The 17,353-nt window shown below is 63.6% G+C and carries 15 protein-coding genes; 9 read left to right on the top strand and 6 right to left on the bottom strand.

Features of this window, described 5'->3' with window-relative positions:
* Positions 1-4 precede the first annotated feature (4 nt).
* The 8 genes from wbjC to AC1DOX_RS11140 all read left to right on the top strand — a co-directional run bounded on the left by wbjC (position 5) and on the right by AC1DOX_RS11140 (position 8,682).
* Positions 5-1,132, top strand: a complete 1,128-nt coding sequence (wbjC, locus tag AC1DOX_RS11105) for a UDP-2-acetamido-2,6-beta-L-arabino-hexul-4-ose reductase (protein WP_441615998.1) — start codon at positions 5-7, stop codon at positions 1,130-1,132.
* 31 nt (positions 1,133-1,163) lie between these two features.
* Positions 1,164-2,294: a non-hydrolyzing UDP-N-acetylglucosamine 2-epimerase gene (gene wecB / locus AC1DOX_RS11110; protein WP_092134953.1), complete on the top strand. Its 1,131-nt coding sequence runs from the start codon at positions 1,164-1,166 to the stop codon at positions 2,292-2,294.
* A gap of 63 nt (positions 2,295-2,357) precedes the next feature.
* Entirely contained in the window at positions 2,358-3,527 is a 1,170-nt protein-coding gene (locus AC1DOX_RS11115; RefSeq protein WP_441616001.1) for a glycosyltransferase family 4 protein, read from the top strand.
* Positions 3,524-4,117 (top strand): sugar transferase, encoded by a 594-nt coding sequence (locus AC1DOX_RS11120; RefSeq protein WP_441616003.1) that lies wholly within the window; start codon positions 3,524-3,526, stop codon positions 4,115-4,117. Before AC1DOX_RS11115 ends, AC1DOX_RS11120 begins: the two co-directional genes overlap by 4 nt.
* Before the next feature lie 19 nt (positions 4,118-4,136).
* Positions 4,137-4,796 carry an acetyltransferase gene (locus tag AC1DOX_RS11125; RefSeq protein WP_441616005.1) on the top strand — a complete coding sequence of 220 codons (660 nt, stop codon included), beginning with the start codon at positions 4,137-4,139 and terminating at the stop codon, positions 4,794-4,796.
* A 20-nt stretch (positions 4,797-4,816) separates the two neighbouring features.
* A complete protein-coding gene (locus AC1DOX_RS11130; RefSeq protein ID WP_441616007.1) occupies positions 4,817-5,992 on the top strand; it encodes a DegT/DnrJ/EryC1/StrS family aminotransferase in 1,176 nt (391 codons plus the stop codon).
* Between the two features lie 197 nt (positions 5,993-6,189).
* Entirely contained in the window at positions 6,190-7,935 is a 1,746-nt protein-coding gene (locus AC1DOX_RS11135) for a polysaccharide biosynthesis protein (protein ID WP_441616128.1), read from the top strand.
* Positions 7,936-8,007: 72 nt separating this feature from the next.
* Positions 8,008-8,682 carry an aspartyl/asparaginyl beta-hydroxylase domain-containing protein gene (locus AC1DOX_RS11140; RefSeq protein ID WP_441616009.1) on the top strand — a complete coding sequence of 225 codons (675 nt, stop codon included), beginning with the start codon at positions 8,008-8,010 and terminating at the stop codon, positions 8,680-8,682.
* Positions 8,683-8,757: 75 nt separating this feature from the next.
* On the opposite strand, the gene AC1DOX_RS11145 is transcribed toward AC1DOX_RS11140, so the two are convergent.
* The 6 genes from AC1DOX_RS11145 to AC1DOX_RS11170 form a co-directional block, all read right to left on the bottom strand.
* Positions 8,758-9,570, bottom strand: coding sequence for a GumC domain-containing protein (locus tag AC1DOX_RS11145; protein ID WP_143018415.1), 813 nt, complete (start codon positions 9,568-9,570; stop codon positions 8,758-8,760).
* 83 nt (positions 9,571-9,653) lie between these two features.
* A complete protein-coding gene (locus AC1DOX_RS11150) occupies positions 9,654-10,799 on the bottom strand; it encodes a glycosyltransferase family 4 protein (RefSeq protein WP_441616012.1) in 1,146 nt (381 codons plus the stop codon).
* Positions 10,796-12,046 carry a lipopolysaccharide biosynthesis protein gene (locus AC1DOX_RS11155; RefSeq protein WP_441616014.1) on the bottom strand — a complete coding sequence of 417 codons (1,251 nt, stop codon included), beginning with the start codon at positions 12,044-12,046 and terminating at the stop codon, positions 10,796-10,798. The genes AC1DOX_RS11150 and AC1DOX_RS11155 overlap by 4 nt, the downstream gene beginning before the upstream one ends.
* Positions 12,046-13,197, bottom strand: a complete 1,152-nt coding sequence (locus AC1DOX_RS11160) for a glycosyltransferase (RefSeq protein WP_441616016.1) — start codon at positions 13,195-13,197, stop codon at positions 12,046-12,048. Before AC1DOX_RS11160 ends, AC1DOX_RS11155 begins: the two co-directional genes overlap by 1 nt.
* Entirely contained in the window at positions 13,194-14,522 is a 1,329-nt protein-coding gene (locus AC1DOX_RS11165; protein ID WP_441616018.1) for a sugar transferase, read from the bottom strand. Before AC1DOX_RS11165 ends, AC1DOX_RS11160 begins: the two co-directional genes overlap by 4 nt.
* A gap of 1 nt (position 14,523) precedes the next feature.
* Positions 14,524-15,699, bottom strand: a complete 1,176-nt coding sequence (locus AC1DOX_RS11170) for a glycosyltransferase family 4 protein (protein WP_441616020.1) — start codon at positions 15,697-15,699, stop codon at positions 14,524-14,526.
* A gap of 260 nt (positions 15,700-15,959) precedes the next feature.
* On the opposite strand from AC1DOX_RS11170, the gene AC1DOX_RS11175 reads away from it, so the two are divergent.
* Positions 15,960-17,345, top strand: coding sequence for a phosphomannomutase/phosphoglucomutase (locus tag AC1DOX_RS11175; protein ID WP_441616022.1), 1,386 nt, complete (start codon positions 15,960-15,962; stop codon positions 17,343-17,345).
* Positions 17,346-17,353: the final 8 nt, after the last annotated feature.

A 17,353-nucleotide genomic window follows, 5' to 3' on the forward strand; every position in this document is an offset into this window, starting at 1 on the left:
TCGCATGAACGTGCTGATCACCGGCGCTGACGGCTTCGTTGGCAAGAACCTGCGGCTGCATTTTGCCGAGCGCAAGGATGTACAGGTGCGAACCTTCACGCGTGATGACGACGTGGCGAGCCTGCCGGCGCTGCTGAGCGAAGCCGACTTTGTCTTTCACCTCGCAGGCGTGAACCGGCCGCAGGATCCGGCCGAGTTCGTCTCCGGCAATGCGGGCCTGACGGAGTTGCTTTGCAAGGCGCTTTGCGACGAGGCGGCGACCCGTGGCCGCCGCGTGCCGGTCATCTACACATCGTCCACGCAGGCCGAGCGCGACAATGCCTATGGTGCGAGCAAGCGCGCCGCCGAACAAGCCCTGTTCGCTGCGCAGGCAAGCCACCAGGTTCCGGTTCATGTATTCCGTTTGCCGAACGTGTTCGGCAAGTGGTGCAAGCCCAACTACAACTCCGCGGTCGCCACGTTTTGCCACAACGTCGCCCGGGATTTGCCCATCCAGGTGAACGATCCCGCGGCGCCTGTCACGCTGGTCTACGTCGACGATGTCGTGGAACGCTTCGTGCAGCTGATGGATGGCGCGGACAGCCAGACCGACGCGGACGGCTTTGCCACCGTCACGCCGCAGTACACGACTACCGTAGGCGAACTGGCCGACAACATCCGCACGTTCCGCGATAGCCGCAACACACTGGTGACGGAGCGCGTTGGCACTGGCCTCGTGCGAGCGCTCTATGCCACGTACGTGAGCTACCTGCCCGTCGAATCGTTCGCGTACACGGTGCCGCAATACGGTGATCCGCGAGGTGTCTTCGTCGAAATGCTCAAGACGCCGGACTGCGGCCAGTTCTCGTACTTCACGGCCCACCCGGGGATTACGCGCGGCGGTCACTATCACCACACCAAGACCGAAAAGTTCCTGGTCATCAAGGGGCAGGCGCGCTTCAAGTTCCGTCACATGCAAACCGGTGAGACGCATGAACTGGTGACCAGCGGTGACAAGGCTGAAATCGTGGAAACCGTGCCCGGCTGGACGCACGACATCACGAACATCGGCCAGGACGAGATGATCGTCATGCTATGGGCCAACGAAGTGTTCGACCGTGCCCGCCCGGATACCTTCGCCTGCCCGCTGTAAGCGGCACGCGATTCGATAGATGCGAATTACGATGAACAAACTCAAAGTCATGACCGTGGTCGGCACCCGACCCGAGATCATCCGCCTGTCCCGCGTGCTGGCTCGTCTCGACCAATACTGCGATCACGTTTTGGTGCATACCGGCCAGAACTACGACTACGAGCTGAACCAGATCTTCTTCGACGATCTGGGCATCCGCAAGCCGGACCACTTCCTGAACGCAGCCGGCGGCAATGCCGCGGAGACGATCGGCAAGATCATCATTGCGATGGATGAAGTGCTCGGCCGCGAAAAGCCCGAAGCGCTGCTGGTGCTCGGCGATACCAATAGCTGCCTGTCGGTGATCCCGGCCAAGCGCCGCAAGATTCCGATCTTCCACATGGAAGCGGGCAACCGTTGCTTCGATCTGCGCGTTCCGGAAGAAACCAACCGCCGCATCGTCGACCACACTGCGGATATCAACCTGACCTATAGCTCGATCGCGCGCGAATACCTGCTGCGGGAAGGCCTGCCGCCCGACATGGTCATCAAGACCGGCAGCCCGATGGCAGAGGTGCTTGCACATTACCGGCCCGCCATCATGGCCTCCGACGTCCTGTCGCGCCTGGGCCTGAAGGAGGGGCAGTTCTTCGTCGTGAGCGCGCACCGCGAGGAGAATATCGATTCCGATGCGAACTTCGGCAAGCTGGTCCAGGTACTGAATACCGTGGCCGAGCACTATGACTTGCCGGTCATCGTCTCGACGCATCCGCGCACCCAGAAGCGTGTGGATGCGATGGGCGCGCGCTTCCACGCGAACGTGCAGCTGCTCAAGCCGTTGGGCTTCACGGACTACAACAAGCTGCAGCTTTCCGCGCGAACGGTGTTGTCCGATAGCGGCACGATCAACGAGGAATCGTCGATCATGAACTTCCCGGCGCTGAACCTGCGTGAAGCCCACGAGCGCCCTGAGGGCATGGAAGAGGCTGCGGTGATGATGGTTGGCCTGGAGGCCAATCGTGTCATGCAGGGCCTGGCCATCCTGGAAGATCAGGCACGCGGCGACAGCCGCCTGCTGCGTCAGGTGGCGGACTACAGCATGCCGAACGTTTCCGACAAGGTACTTCGGATCATCCAGAGCTACACCGACTACGTGAACCGCGTGGTCTGGAAGAAGTACTGATTGATGGCAACCCGAGTCCTCCTGCTGACCCAGTGGTTCGACCCTGAACCGACGTTCAAGGGGATGGTGTTCGCGCGCGAACTGGTGCGGCAGGGCTTCGAAGTGGATGTGCTGACCGGCTTCCCGAACTACCCGGGGGGACGGCTATACCCTGGCTATCGCATGCGCTGGCGCCAGCGGGAGACCATCGACGGCGTCCGGGTGACGCGCGTTCCGTTGTACCCGAGCCACGACCAGTCCGCGATCCAGCGCGTGCTGAACTATGTCAGCTTCGCGGCGGCCGCGTTGAGCCACGGCGTGTTCGCGCGTCGTTGCGATGTCGTCTATGCCTATCACCCGCCGTTGACGGTGGGTATCGCGGCATCCCTGCTGCGGCTGATCCGCCGCATGCCGGTGGTCTACGATATCCAGGACATGTGGCCGGATACGCTGCGTGCCACCGGCATGATCGGCAATCCACGTGCGCTGGGCATTGTGGGCGCTGTCTGTGCGTGGGTGTACAAACGTGTCGACCAGATCGTGGTGCTATCGCCGGGATTCAAACGGCTGCTGCTCGATCGCGGCGTGCCCGACGACAAGATCAATGTCATCTGCAACTGGGCGGACGAGGCCGCGCTTGCCGCCCCGTCCGGCACGCTGCCGGCGAGCTTTCCCGGCCCCGAGCGTTTTCGCGTTGTATATGCGGGCAACATGGGGCGCGCCCAGGCCCTCGACGTCGTTCTCGACGCCGCGGTGTTGCTGAAGGCTCAGGGTTCGGCAGTCAGCTTCGTCCTGGTCGGTGGCGGGATCGAAGTCGAAAGATTGTCGCGACGCGCAACAGAGCAAGGCCTGGACAACGTAGTGTTCCTCCCGCCGGTACCGATGAGTGAGGTAGGCATCTTGTTGAACGCTGCTGACGCGCTGCTGGTGCATTTGCGCCGCGACCCGCTGTTCCAGATCACGATTCCTTCCAAGACGCAGGCCTACATGACCGTCGGAAAACCGCTGCTGATGGCGGTGGATGGTGATGCGGCGGATCTTGTGCGAGAGTCCGGCGGCGGCGTCGTGGCGGAATCGGAGAACGCAAGGTCACTTGCCGAAGCCGCACAGGCTCTGGCCGGGTTGTCGCCGGAGGAGCGCGAGGCCATGGGCGCGCGCGCGCGGGCGTACTATCGTGAGCATCTATCGCTGGAAGTCGGTGTTTCCAGGTTTGGTGCCATTTTCAAAAAGATGGTTCGAGGCCGATCCGCATGAAGCGCCTTTTCGATTTCTGTGTTGCCGCCTTTGCGCTTGTCGTGCTGGCAGTCCCGCTGTTCTGCCTGGCGATACTGGTGCGGACCAGGCTGGGCAGCCCCGTGCTGTTTGCGCAGACCCGCCCCGGCAAGGATGGCAAACCGTTCCGCATGGTCAAGTTCCGGACCATGACCGATGAACGGGGCCCGGATGGTACATTGCTGCCCGACGCCGAGCGCCTGACGCGCTTTGGCCGGCTGCTGCGCGCCACCAGCCTCGATGAGTTGCCCGAGCTGTGGAATGTGCTCAATGGCGACATGAGCCTGGTGGGTCCGCGGCCGTTGCTGATGGAGTATCTGCCGTTATATTCACCCGAGCAGGCGCGACGGCATGAAGTGCGCCCGGGGGTGACCGGCTGGGCGCAGGTGAACGGACGCAATGCGCTGAGTTGGGAAGAGAAATTCGCGCTGGATGTCTGGTATGTCGATCACCAGTCGTTCTGGCTAGACATCAGGATCTTGTGGCTTACGGTGCGCAAGGTGCTGGTTCGTGAGGGGATCAGCGCATCGGGCGAGGCCACGATGTCCAGATTTGCCGGTTCGAAGCATTAAACGTGCGACCACGACTACTATGAAGCGATTTGCGATATTTGGAGCGAGCGGATTCGGCCGCGAGGTCATGCCTGTCCTGCGTGAACAGCTGGAGCGCACGGAGACGGCGCCATGGGATCTCGTTTTCGTTGACGACAATCCGCCTGTCGAGAGCCTGAACGGACATCGTGTCCTCACCTACGATCAATGGCTTGCCGAGCCGGCGACCTATCGCGCCATCAGTCTGGCCATCGCCAACAGTGCCGTGCGCGAGAAGCTGGCGGTGCGTTGTGCCGAGGACGGCGTCGCCTTTGTCGAGCCGCGTGCGGCCAACGTCGTCGCCATGGACGACGTACAGGTGGGCGAGGGGGCCATCCTTTGTTCGTTCGTGATGCTGACCAGCAACGTCCGCATCGGCCGCCAGTTCCACGCGAACATCTACAGCTACGTTGCCCATGATTGTGTGGTGGGCGACTTTGTCACGTTGGCCCCCGGGGTGAAGTGCAATGGCAACGTCGTGATCGAGGATCACGCGTACATCGGCACTGGCGCCATTCTCAGGCAGGGCAAGCCAGGCGAGCCGCTGGTGATTGGCCGTGGCGCCGTGGTTGGCATGGGCGCCGTGGTGACAAAGAACGTTCCGCCGGGCGTGACTGTGGTGGGCAATCCCGCCAAGCCGCTAGAGCGCCGCACAAGCTAAACTGACCGAGGGAGACAACCATGCTCAATACACCGTTTTCCCCCTGGCCGAGTTTCACCACGGAGGAAGCCGACGCCGTGCAGCGCGTGCTGCTGTCCAACAAGGTGAACTACTGGACTGGTACCGAATGCCGCGAATTCGAGAAGGAGTTTGCTGAGTGGGCCGACACGCGCTACGCGCTGTCGCTGGCCAACGGCACGCTCGCCCTGGATGTCGCGCTCAAGGCGCTGAACATCGGCCCGGGCGACGAGGTCGTCGTGACGCCGCGCACGTTCATCGCAAGCATCTCGTGTGTGGTCAATGCCGGCGCCACGCCGGTGTTCGCCGAAGTGGAACCGGATAGCGGCAACCTCTCCGCGCGGACGATCGCCAAGGTGCTTTCGCCACGCACGCGTGCCGTCATCTGCGTGCATCTTGGTGGCTGGCCGTGCGACATGGACCCCATCATGGCGCTGGCTGCGCAGCACGATTTCAAGGTGATCGAGGATTGCGCGCAGGCCCATGGCGCGCGCTATCGCGGCCGCAGCGTTGGCTCGATCGGCCATGTCAGCGCCTGGAGCTTTTGCCAGGACAAGATCATGACCACCGGTGGCGAAGGTGGCATGGTGACAACCAACGACGAGAGCCTGTGGCGCGCCATGTGGTCGTACAAGGACCATGGCAAGAGCTACGAGGCCGTCTATGAGCGTCAGCATCCGCCCGGTTTCCGCTGGCTGCACGAGAGTTTCGGCACCAACTGGCGCATGCTCGAAATGCAGGCCGTCATCGGCCGCATCCAGTTGCGTCGCATGTCGGACTGGACTGCCCGTCGCACGAAGAACGCCGAGGCCATCTGGAATGCATGCCGCCCATTCGCGGCCGTGCGTGTTCCCGAGGTACCGGATGGTTCGGTGCATGCGCACTACAAGTGCTATGTCTACCTGAATCCCGGTCTGCTGTCATCCGGATGGACGCGTGACCGTATCGCGGAAGCCATCAATGCTGAAGGGGTTCCCTGCTATCAGGGATCGTGCTCCGAGGTGTACCTGGAAAAGGCATTTGACGATACGGGCTGGCGCCCGGAGGAACGATTTGCAGTGGCGCGCGAGCTCGGCGAGACCAGCCTGATGTTCCTTGTGCATCCGACGCTGACCGATGCCGAGATCCAAAAGAGCTGCGCGGTGATCGCAGACGTACTGGGACGGGCCAGCCGGTGAACAAACTCATAGCGCTCCTGCTAGGGTTGCCGCGTCCTGCCAAGCGATGCGTGGTGGTGGCCCTGGACCTGGTGCTCTCGGTGGCATCGGTCTGGCTAGCGTTCTACCTTCGCATCGACCAGAGCGGCCTGCCGTTTCTCCAGCAGAAGTACGTCTACCTGCTGGCGCCGTTGCTGGCGTTCCCGCTGTTTGTGCGCATGGGCCTGTACCGCGCGATCTTCCGCTACACCGGTATGGCCGCGCTGGCCACGACCGCAAAGGCGGTAGGCATCTACGGTGCGCTGTTCTTCGGGGCGCTGGTGCTGTTCAAGTGGGATGGCGTGCCACGCAGCGTCGGGCTGATCCAGCCGATGCTGTTCCTGCTTCTGGTCGGTGCCAGCCGTGCCCTGGCGCGCATCTGGCTCGCGGGCAACACCGCCCGGAGTCGGCAATGGGAGGGACGGCTGCTGATCTATGGCGCTGGCGATGCGGGCGTGCAGACGGCCTCGGCACTTGCGTACGGCTGCCAGTTCGCGCTGCTCGGATTCATCGACGGCGATCCGGCCAAGATCGGCCGCACCATCAACGGTCTCGACATCATCAGCCCGTCCGACGTGCGCGAAGCCGTGGAAAGCATGGGTGTGACCGACATCCTGCTCGCAGTGCCCTCGCTTGGTCGGATGCGGCGCAACGAGATCATTGCCAGCCTGCGCGGACTGCCGGTGCACGTTCGCACGCTCCCCGGCATGGCTGACCTGGCATCCGGTCGGGTGACCATTCGCGACTTCCAGGAACTCGATGTGGAGGATCTGCTGGGCCGTGCTCCCGTACCGCCCGATCAGGCACTGCTCGCTCGCAATCTGGCGGACAAGTGCGTGCTCGTGACCGGCGCTGGTGGCAGCATCGGCAGCGAGCTGTGCCGGCAGATCGTATTCGAGAAACCGCGCCGCATCCTCCTGGTCGAGCACAATGAATTCGGGCTTTACACGATTCATCGCGAGCTGGAAGGGCTGTGCCAGGAAAACAAGCTGGCTGTCGAGATCGTACCGTTGCTGGCGAGTGTGTCGAAGCTGGGCCGCCTGCGCGAGATCTGCCAGAAGTACCGGCCTGCCACGGTGTACCACGCCGCGGCTTACAAGCACGTGCCGCTGGTGGAGTGCAATCCGTCCGAAGGCGTGCTGAACAATGTCTTCGGAACGCTCAACATGGCGCGCGCCGCCTTGGAAAGCGATGTCGAGTATTTCGTGCTCATTTCGACCGACAAGGCCGTGCGTCCGACCAATGTAATGGGTGCGACCAAACGCATGGCGGAGCTGGCGCTGCAGGCGCTGGCGGGGTCGCGCACGATCGACTTCGAGGAGATCGACAGGCGCCCGAGCACCGTGACACCCAACCGCACCGTCTTTGCGATGGTCCGGTTCGGCAATGTGCTGGGCAGCAGCGGCAGCGTGGTGCCGCTGTTCAGGCGCCAGTTGCACGAAGGCGGCCCGCTGACGGTCACGCATGAAGAAGTCACCCGCTACTTCATGACCATTCCCGAGGCGGCGCAGTTGGTCCTGCAGGCGGGCGCCATGGCGCATGGCGGCGAAGTATTCGTGCTCGACATGGGGCAGCCCGTGCGGATCATGGATCTGGCCCGGCGGATGGTCCAGCTTTCGGGCCTGACGGTGCGCGATGAGTCAAATCCGACAGGTGATATCGAGATCCAGGTGACTGGTTTGCGTCCCGGCGAGAAGCTCTATGAAGAGCTGCTGATCGGTGACAATCCAGAACCGACGGCGCACGAACGGATCATGAAGGCGCGGGAAGACTACGTGCAGTGGGAGAAATTCGTCACCGTGCTGGCTTCGATGCGTCATGCTGCCGAGCAGAATGACGACGCGCAGATCCGGAGCATTTTCGGGGAATATGTGCACGGCTACGGCCGGCGGGAATTGGCGTGTGGCGATGCCACGGTAGCGTAGGGCAGTAGTGCCTGGTATTGGCTGTTAGCTGCCCGGGAAGGTAGACCCGGGCTTGACGGGAGCACAAAAAAAATGAACCACGGATCTTTTCTCATCAAGGACAATTTCTTCTCGCCCGAGGAGCTGGAGCCGATCAGGCAGTTGTGCCTGAAGCTGGATGCCCGGAAGAGCAATGTCCATGAAGAAGGGCGTTACAAGGACCTGCAGTGGCACAAGGTCGATCTGGTCGCCGAAGAACATCCGTTTCTCGAGAGGATCTATGACTTCCTCGGGGCGAAGCGCGACGGGCTGTGTGTGTTCTACTACTTGTCGCCGGGCGCGATGCTGCACCCTCATCGCGATCTGACCGGCGCGTCTTCGAATGCGCGGATCCGTTTCCACGTTCCCGTGATTACCAACGACAACGTGATCTTTGAGGTATCCCACAAGCGCGTCAAGATGCTGCCGGGTCAGCTCTGGTCGCTGGATACCTCGTACCTGCATAGCGTGGAAAATCGCAGTGACCAGACGCGCGTGCACATCGTGATTGAATGCGATATCGACGAGAAGGTCATGAAGCATCTTCCGCCGAAGACCATTGCCTCGCGTCTGCACGATATTCACTACTTCTCGATCCTGGGTCTGGCGTTTGCCAAGGCCATGGCGATCAATTCCTGGAAGAATCCCGCCTATTTTGTCAATCAGCTGCGCATGATCGCGAAGTTCGTGGGCTGGCGATTCCTGGGGCAAAACCGCAAGGACATCTAGTCCGGAAAGCAAAAATGCCGCGGTGTCGAACGAGTCAACACCGCGGCATTCAGGTTGTGCAGTTTGCGGCCGCGATTATCCGCGGATACGCGTCAGCACAAACAGTGCAATACCGAAGATCAGGCCTGCCAGCGCGCCCAATCCCACATACACCGTCCGGCCCGGAGAACTCGGCGTGGCGGGTACGTACGGTGCATCCATGATGCGGGTCGAGTAGGTTCGAATCGGCTCCAGGCTGTCTTCAAGCTGGGTCTTGCGACGCTGCAAATCGATCACCTGGCGGGATACCGTCGCCGCAATGTTGGTGGTGAACAGATCCCGTACTGCCGGGCCGTCACGCCCCTGAGATACCTTCAGCGAATCATAGGCCTTCGCATATTCCTGCTCGGCAACCGTCAGCTTCGCGTTGGTATCGGCAAGCTCCTTCTTCATTCTCTCGACGACGTCGTTGTACATCTTCTGGTGTTCACGCTCAATCAGCGCGAACGACGCTGTCAACGCCTTTGCGGCGAGCTCGGGAGAGTGCGCGTTGACCTGGACAGCGAGCAGATCCGTACCACGTCCGGGTGCGGCGCGCAGCGAATCGAAAATCAGTGTGGCATCGGCGTTCCCACCATCCGGCGCGGGCAAGCCAAGGTTCTTCAGTACGTTGAAGCGATAGGCGGGCTGGTTAATCTGGTCTACCGCGGTCATCTGCGATTCGATTGGCCGGACCGCCACGCCGGATTCGGCAAAAGTGGTGATCTGTCCCAGCTTCACAAGCATCCTGGCGGTCCACCGCGGTTCATGAAGATGAAACAGTGCAAAGCCAATCAAGCCGCCGACGATTGTGGTCGCCAGTACCATCTTTGCCGATCGGGCGGCAAATATGGACAACGCGGTAATCATATTGAACTCTGTGCGGGGGCTTGCTTGCATTTGGTTACGTATGGTGGAGCCAAATCAGGGAATTGCTATTGTAGCTTGTTTGTTTATTGGGTTTGCCCGCGATCTGGCGGGCTACTCCACCGCTTCTGTGCCACGTCGTGCGTGGTTGGGACCGTTGCCAGCAATTCATCCCAACGGGTTTCGATTGCCTTCAGCGAGAATGCACGTGCGTCGGTTCTTGCCTGTTCGGCGAGCTTTTCGCGCAGGATTTCATCCCGCATCAATTGTGTGAGCGCGCGCGCCAGCGCGCTGGCGTCGTCGGCGGGCGCGATCCAGGCATTCTCGCCGTGGCGCAGGATCTCGCGCGGTCCTGCTTCGCAATCGGTTGATACCACGCCAAGGCCGAAAGACATCGCCTCGACCAGTACGAGACCGAAACCTTCGTATCGGGAGCTCAGACAGAAGATGGATGCATCGCGATAGAACTGTTCCACATTGTGCGACGTCCCTGGCATGCTGACGGATTCCCCCAGGCCGAGTTCGCGAATCATCGACTCCAGGGTTTCACGTTCCTCACCGTCACCGACAATCTGAAGCGACCATCCAGGGCACGACGCGGCCACTTCGGACCATGCTTGGAGCAGGACGTCGAATCCCTTGGCGCGTGTCAACCGGCCGACGGACAAGACGCGTTGTGTGCGGCCGGACGCGGCATCGGCAGGGAAGGGAAATGGCAGGGGATTGGCAATGGCATGAACCTCGCATCGGGGATGCAATTGCTGAAGCCAGCGCTGCTTGTCCCGCTCCGTGAGGACCACGGCTGCGCTGTTGAATCGCCCGGCCAGCCACCGCGCCACCCGCCGCGCCCGCCTTCCCAGATCCTCATCGAAATGACAATGCTCCCAAGCAATGCGTCGCACCTTCAATCCCAGCGTCGCGGGCAGCGTGAATAGCGTGAGCATGGTATCGACTTCGACCAGCACCTCGACGCCGTGCTCGCGGACAAACCGTCGAATGCCGCGCACCGTGGAAACGTACTTGCGCTTGAACGACGGTCGTTCGTCGAACAGTGCGTGGTGCTCGACATCCGCGTGAAGCGGAAACACGCTGGCCCGATCCCACAGACTCAGCACGAGCACGCGATACCCGCGCTCCGCCAGCGCATTGGCGATGACCGCAGTCATGCGTTCCGCACCCGCAAACGCATTCAGCGTACCGGTCAGAAAGCAGACGGTGGGCAGCTTGTTCATGCCGACGCCACCTCTCGCACCGGGCGATGGCGCCACCAGAGGGTCAGGCCGACGAGCACGGCCACGCCATTGCCCAGCGCGTAGCCGGCGATGGCGCCCAGGTTGCCGTAACGCGGAATGATGACCAGGTCGAAGGCAAGCGTGGCGCCCAGAACCAGCGCCCATTTGATGGCAAGCCAGCGCGGCCTGCGCAGGTACACCGCGAGCAGTGTCAGCCCGACATCGGCGAAGACGAGCGCGGAGGCCACCGCGGCGGCGCGCAGCAGTGTCACGGTTGCGTCGAACGCGGAGCCGTAGAGCAGGCGCACGATCCAGGGCGCGCAAGCGGAAATGGCCAGCCCACCTGCAAGACCGAGCGCACCCAGCCCGATCGCGATGCGGCCGATGTTGGCGTGCGCCTCGTCGAACGACTTGCGTGCGTAGACATAGGTCGGCGCAATGCCGGCGGCCAGAATGCCGGCCACCATTGTGAAGTTGTCGAGGACCTGCATGCAGGCAGCGTAGGCGCCGAAGTCCACGGCCGGCACGACGGGCTGCAGCACGAGCTGGTCGACGCGGCGCGCGCCCATCATGAGGATGAAGCTGACCCAGAACAGCGCGCCGCTGTTCATCAGCGCGCGCGCCAGCGCGGGCTGCCAGCCAAAGTCGCGCACCGGCGAACGTGACAGGTAGTAGCTGACCAGAAGTGCCGCCACCAAGAAGGGTTCGATCGTGAACGCGGCGGCGTAGCCGCTCACCTCGCGAACGCCGGTGGCAAACAGCGCAGCGACGATAAGCGCCTTGATGATCAGTGCGACGAGGCTGAACAAGGTGCCCGGCCGATTGTTGGTGTGGGCCTGCATCCAGGCGACCACCACGCCGAACGGTTCGCGCAGCAGGATCGCAAGGCCAAGCCACAGCGCCGCGTGCCACACTTCCGCCGCCGGCGACGTCACGCCCAAGTAGGCACACATCAGCAGGTAGCCGGCCGTGCCACCGGCCAGGCGCAGCACGAAGGCATGGGCGAGCAGCCGATACTGCGCAGCTGGTGCCGGTTCCGCAACGAGCCGGGGTACCACCACCTCGCCGCTACAGACGAGTGCCAGGGACGCGGCAATCAGGACAATCGATTGCGCGTACTGGAAGTGCGCAAAGCCGGCCGGACCCAGCGCCCGCGCCAGCATGGCCACGACACCGATGCCGATGCCGACCTGGAAGCCGCGCTCGGCCAGCATCCACAGAAGATTGCCCGTCACGCGCCGGCGCATCAGGCAACCCCCACCTGCGGCAGCGAGGCCGTCCTGGCCACGCTTGCGTACAGATTCAGCCAGCGCGCGGCGATCGCGTCGAGCGAGAAAGCGGTAAGGGCACGCTCCCGTCGGGCGGCTACGTCGACTGTCGTACCCCGGCCTTGCCGAAGCGCCGCTCCCAGTGCATGCGCGAATGCCTGGGCATCGCCGCGCGGCACAATGGTGCCCTGGTCGAGAAGGACTTCCTCAACGCCTGGCGCGTCGGTGGCGACCACGGGGCAGCCGCAGGCGAGTGCCTCTACCAGGACCATTGGCAATCCCTCGATGTTCGATGACAGCACGAAAGTGTCCGCCGCATTGAGCAGGGCGGGTACGTCGTCGCGCGGGCCCAGCAAGGTGACGCGTGGTGACAGGCCCATCGCGGCAATCTGGTCGGCCAGCGCCCCGTGGAGTGGCCCGCCACCTGCGATGAACAGGTGCGCGGGTGGCGTGGTGTCAAGATGGACGAATGCGTGAAGCAGCAGGTCCTGTGCCTTCTCTGGAACCAGCCGTCCGACGTTCAGCACCAGCCGTGTATCGCTGCCGATGCCCAGGCGCGCGCGCGTGGCGTCGCGCAAGGTCGTATCCGGGCGAAACCGGTCGATATCGATGCCGTTTGGCATGACCGTGATGCGATCGCCCGGCACCGCCCCTGCCGAGATCATGCCGGCGCGACCGTCGTTGCTGACGTGGGTCGTCAGTGACGTCCACCGGTCCGTCAATCGATAGGCCAGCATACGCATGCGGCCGCCCTCGCGAAAGCTGTGTGCGGTGCAAATCAATGGCGGGCAGCGCACGATGCGGGTCAGAACGCGTGCAAACAGGTTGGCATGCACCATGTGCGCGTGGATGACATCGGGTTGCCACGACCTGACCAGCGCGCGCGCGCGCCAGAGCGCCCGGACGATGCCCGCGGGTGTCTTGCGCATGCCGAGTTCGACGACATGGGCGTCAGCCGGCAGGTCGAGCTCGCGACCGGGCGACAGGCTGAGGATCGCGACGGCGTGGCCCATCGCCAGATACGCGCGTGCCAGGGCAACGACCTGATGCTCGGCGCCGCCGACCTTCAGGCCGGTCGTGACCAGCAGAATCCGCATCGGCGCGCCAGTGGGCGTGGTGCGGACCATCATCGCGCCCCATACCCCGTCAGCAGCGTCCGCACGGTCTTGACGCAAATCAGCAGGTCGAGCGCGAACGAGCAATGCTTGACGTAGTAGAGGTCATAGCTGAGCTTGGTGACGGTTTCCGCATGGGAGCCCACATAGCCCTGCTGTACCTGCGCCCAGCCGGACAGCCCCGGGCGCACGAGATGGCGATATGGGTAGTAGGGGATGGTTTCCGCGAACTCATCGACCATCGGCACCTGCTCCGGGCGGGGGCCGATCAGGCTCATGTCGCCGACCAGCACATTCCACAGTTGCGGCAGTTCATCGAGCCGGTACTTGCGAATCACGCGGCCCACGCGGGTGATGCGAGGGTCCAGCCGCGAAGCGAACTGCGCGGGGGCATCGCGCTGGACGCCCATGCTGCGAAACTTCAGCATCGTGAAGGGGTTGCCGAACAGTCCGACGCGCGTCTGGCGGAACAGTACCGGTCCCGGCGATTCCAGTCGGATCGCCAGCGCGGTCAGCAGCGATGCCGGCAAGGCAACCGGCGCCAGGCAGAGCACCGCGGACAAGTCCAGCACGCGCTTGGCGAAGCCATAGAGGTAGTGCCGCGCGTAGTCATCCAGGAAGTTCTCGTCGATATGGGCCAGGCCCACGCGGCCGGTCAGCATTTCGCCAACACGTTCCACGGAGTACATCCGCACATGGCTGAGCTTGAGTCGGGCAAGCGCCCGCGTGCGCTCGGGGTCGGCCGTGGCCGTGCGATCGAGCATCAGCCCGTTGTAATGCACGGCTTCCTCGATCGAGCGGATTTGCTCGAATCGCATGGGGCTGGGCGGCGTGGCGCCCGGCATGGCCAGGATGTCGCGGAGTTGATCGAGCGCGCGCGGGTCGGTGTAGCCGAACACCGGTACGTAGTTCTGCACGAAGCGGCGATAGCCAAAGCCGCTCCAGGCGAGGGTGGTCACATAGCCGAGCAGCAGCGCACCGCGCGAATACTCGATATGGAATGAGGCAAACACCAGGAGCAGCAGGCCAAATGGCAGCGTGGCGGCCACGCCAACCAGGCTGTTGCCCTCGATGGATGGCAGGTGCAGGGACCGGTGCAGCAGCACGAAGGTGCACAGGTAGGGCACGATCGACCACAGCAGCGTGCGTGTAAAGACGTACGTGACGATGCCGGTATGGTGGAGATACTCCGCCAGCGCGGTGTTCAGGCCGAACAGGACGAGGCCGAGCAGCGCCCAGGCCAGCATCCGGCTCACGCGTCGGACGGTTTCGGATCCGCGGGCGTTACCGGCGCCGGCCCGATGGCCGTGCATGGGCGCCGCTTCCTTGTTGGCCGACATCTCAGGCGTCTCCTGTCCGGACCGGGGCCGCGCTGGCGGCCTGGCCAATGGCTTGCTGGTAGACCCGCCAGGTCGCATCGGCCATCGGCCCGAGTTCGAAGGCGCGCGCCCAGCGGCCGCGGGCGGCCTGGCCGAGCACGATGCGCCGTTCGGGGCTGGTTGCCAGCGCACTGAGGATGCTGGCCAGCGAGACGTCATCGTTGCCGCTCAACAGCACACCAGCCAATTCCGCGCCGAATTGTTCGCGGATGCCCGGCAGATCCGTGGCGACGACCGGCAGGCCGGCGCGCATGGCTTCCAGAATCGACAGCGGCAGGCCCTCGTGATCGGAGACCAGTACGAAGAGCTGCGCGGATGCCAACAGGCCGGGAATATCGTCGATATTGCCCGGCAAGTGAATGCGGCCGGGCGCCAGCTGATTGGCCAACGCACGCATGTCGTCGCGCATGGGCCCGTCTCCGGCGATGACCAGTTCGCAGTCGTCAATGCCGGCGCGGGCGAACGCGCGGATCAGCACTTCCGGCCGTTTCGGCGCGGCAAAGCGGGCGACCATGACGATGCGGCGCAGCGGCTCGCCGGGTGCGGCACGCTCGGGTGTGTCGGCAATGCCGTTGTGGATCACACTGACCCGCGTCGATGCGATCGGCAGGCTAGCGGCCATGGCGCGCTCCGCGTCCGCGACGCAGATCAGATGCGAGGTCAGCGGTGCCAGGCACCATTCGGCCAGACGCGACGCTATTCGGCGCACGGCGGGAGCGGCCGGCTTGAAGGCGAAGCCATGCACGGTATAGACAACCGGGATTCCCAGCCACCAGCCCGCCAGACGGCCCAGCGCACCGGCTTTGGCGCTGTGGACGTGGATGACGTCGGGCGCCGCCTGGCGCAATGCAGCCACGATCTGCCGCAATGTGGAGACGGCCCGAAGCGGTGACATCGCATTGTCCAGCAGGGACAACCGTACGGTGTTGGCGCCAGTTGCCCTGGCTGCAGCGAACAATGGGCCGTCGCCACCGGCCAGAACCGTGGCATCGACCTGGCCCCGCAGCGCTCGCAGGAGATCCGCGACGTGCGCCTGTGCGCCCCCGATCTCGGAATTCGTGATCAGGTAGGCGATTCGGGGCCGGGGCAGGGGCGATGAGGTGTGCACGAGGGCGGAGGAAAGTCTGTTCGGGAGCACTGGCGGCCAGGCTCAGGCCGTATCCGGGCTTTTGGGGGCTGCGGCTGACAAGGACTTTGCGGTGCCGTCCGCGAGGGCCCGTCGCATGTGTGTTCACCGAGTGTGCCCCGGCGCACTAGGCGGCGATCCGGCATGGCTCGGTGATTATAAACTGGCGCGGTCGCCGTAATCCGGCAAAATATCGCCTTTGGCGCAACTTTGGCAGTGTGGCCGCTCTCCTTCACGGCTGCTGACGCAGCGCAACTAGCACGGGACCATCTATGCAAATTGACCCCACGATCTTCAAGGCCTATGACATTCGCGGCATCGTTGGCAAGACGCTGACGCCTGAAGTCGCGCGCTTCATCGGGCAGTCCTTCGGTTCAGCCGCCGTCGAGCTTGGCGAGAAAACCGTCGTGGTTGGCCGCGATGGCCGACTGTCCGGACCGGACCTGCTGGGCGGCCTCGTGGAAGGCCTGCGTGCCGCGGGGGTCGACGTGATCGACCTCGGCATGGTGGCCACGCCGATGGTCTACTTCGGCACCAATATCGAGCTCGACGGCCGCAGCGCCACGTCCGGCATCATGGTCACGGGCAGCCATAACCCGCCCGACTACAACGGTTTCAAGATGGTGCTGGGCGGCAAGGCCATCTACGGCGACCAGATCCAGGCGCTGCGCCAGCGCATCGAGGCCCGCAAGTTCACGCAGGGTGCCGGCACCTACAAGCTCGTGGGCGTACGCCAGCAATACCTCGACCGCATCGTCGGCGACGTGAAGCTCGCCCGCCCGATGAAAATCGCGCTGGATGCCGGCAACGGCGTGGCCGGTGCGTTCGTGGGCGACCTGTTCCGCGCCCTGGGCTGCGAGGTCGTTGAATTGTTCTGCGATGTGGACGGGCATTTTCCGAACCACCATCCCGACCCGGCCCATGTGGAAAACCTGCAGGACCTGATGAAGTGCCTGCGCGAGACCGACTGCGAGCTGGGCCTGGCTTTCGATGGTGACGGCGATCGCCTGGGCGTGGTGACCAAGGATGGCCAGGTCATCTTCCCCGACCGGCAACTGATGTTGTTCGCGGAGGAAATCCTGTCGCGCAACCCGGGCGCGCAGGTCATCTACGACGTCAAGTGCACGGGCAAGCTGGCACCGTGGATCCGCCAGCATGGTGGCAACCCGCTGATGTGGAAGACCGGCCATTCGCTGGTCAAGGCCAAGCTCAAGGAAACCGGCGCGCCGATCGCCGGGGAGATGAGCGGTCACGTGTTCTTCAAGGACCGCTGGTACGGTTTCGACGACGGCCTGTACACAGGCGCCCGCCTGCTGGAAATCCTGTCACGCCACGCCGATCCGAGCGCGGTGCTGAACGCGCTGCCGGACTCCAACTGCACGCCGGAGCTGCAGCTCAAGTGCGCCGAGGGCGAGGCCTTCACCCTGCTGGACAAGATCCGCGCCAACGCGAAGTTCGAGGGCGCGAAGGAAGTCATCACGATCGACGGCGTACGCGTGGAATATCCCGATGGCTTCGGCCTGGCGCGTCCGTCCAACACCACGCCCGTGGTGGTGATGCGCTTCGAGGCGGATAACGATGCCGCGCTGGCCCGTATCCAGGCCGAATTCAAGCGCGTGATCTTGGCAGAGAAGCCGGATGCAAAGCTCCCGTTCTGATGCAATGG

The sequence above is a fragment of the Cupriavidus sp. 01L415 genome, from assembly GCF_056400065.1.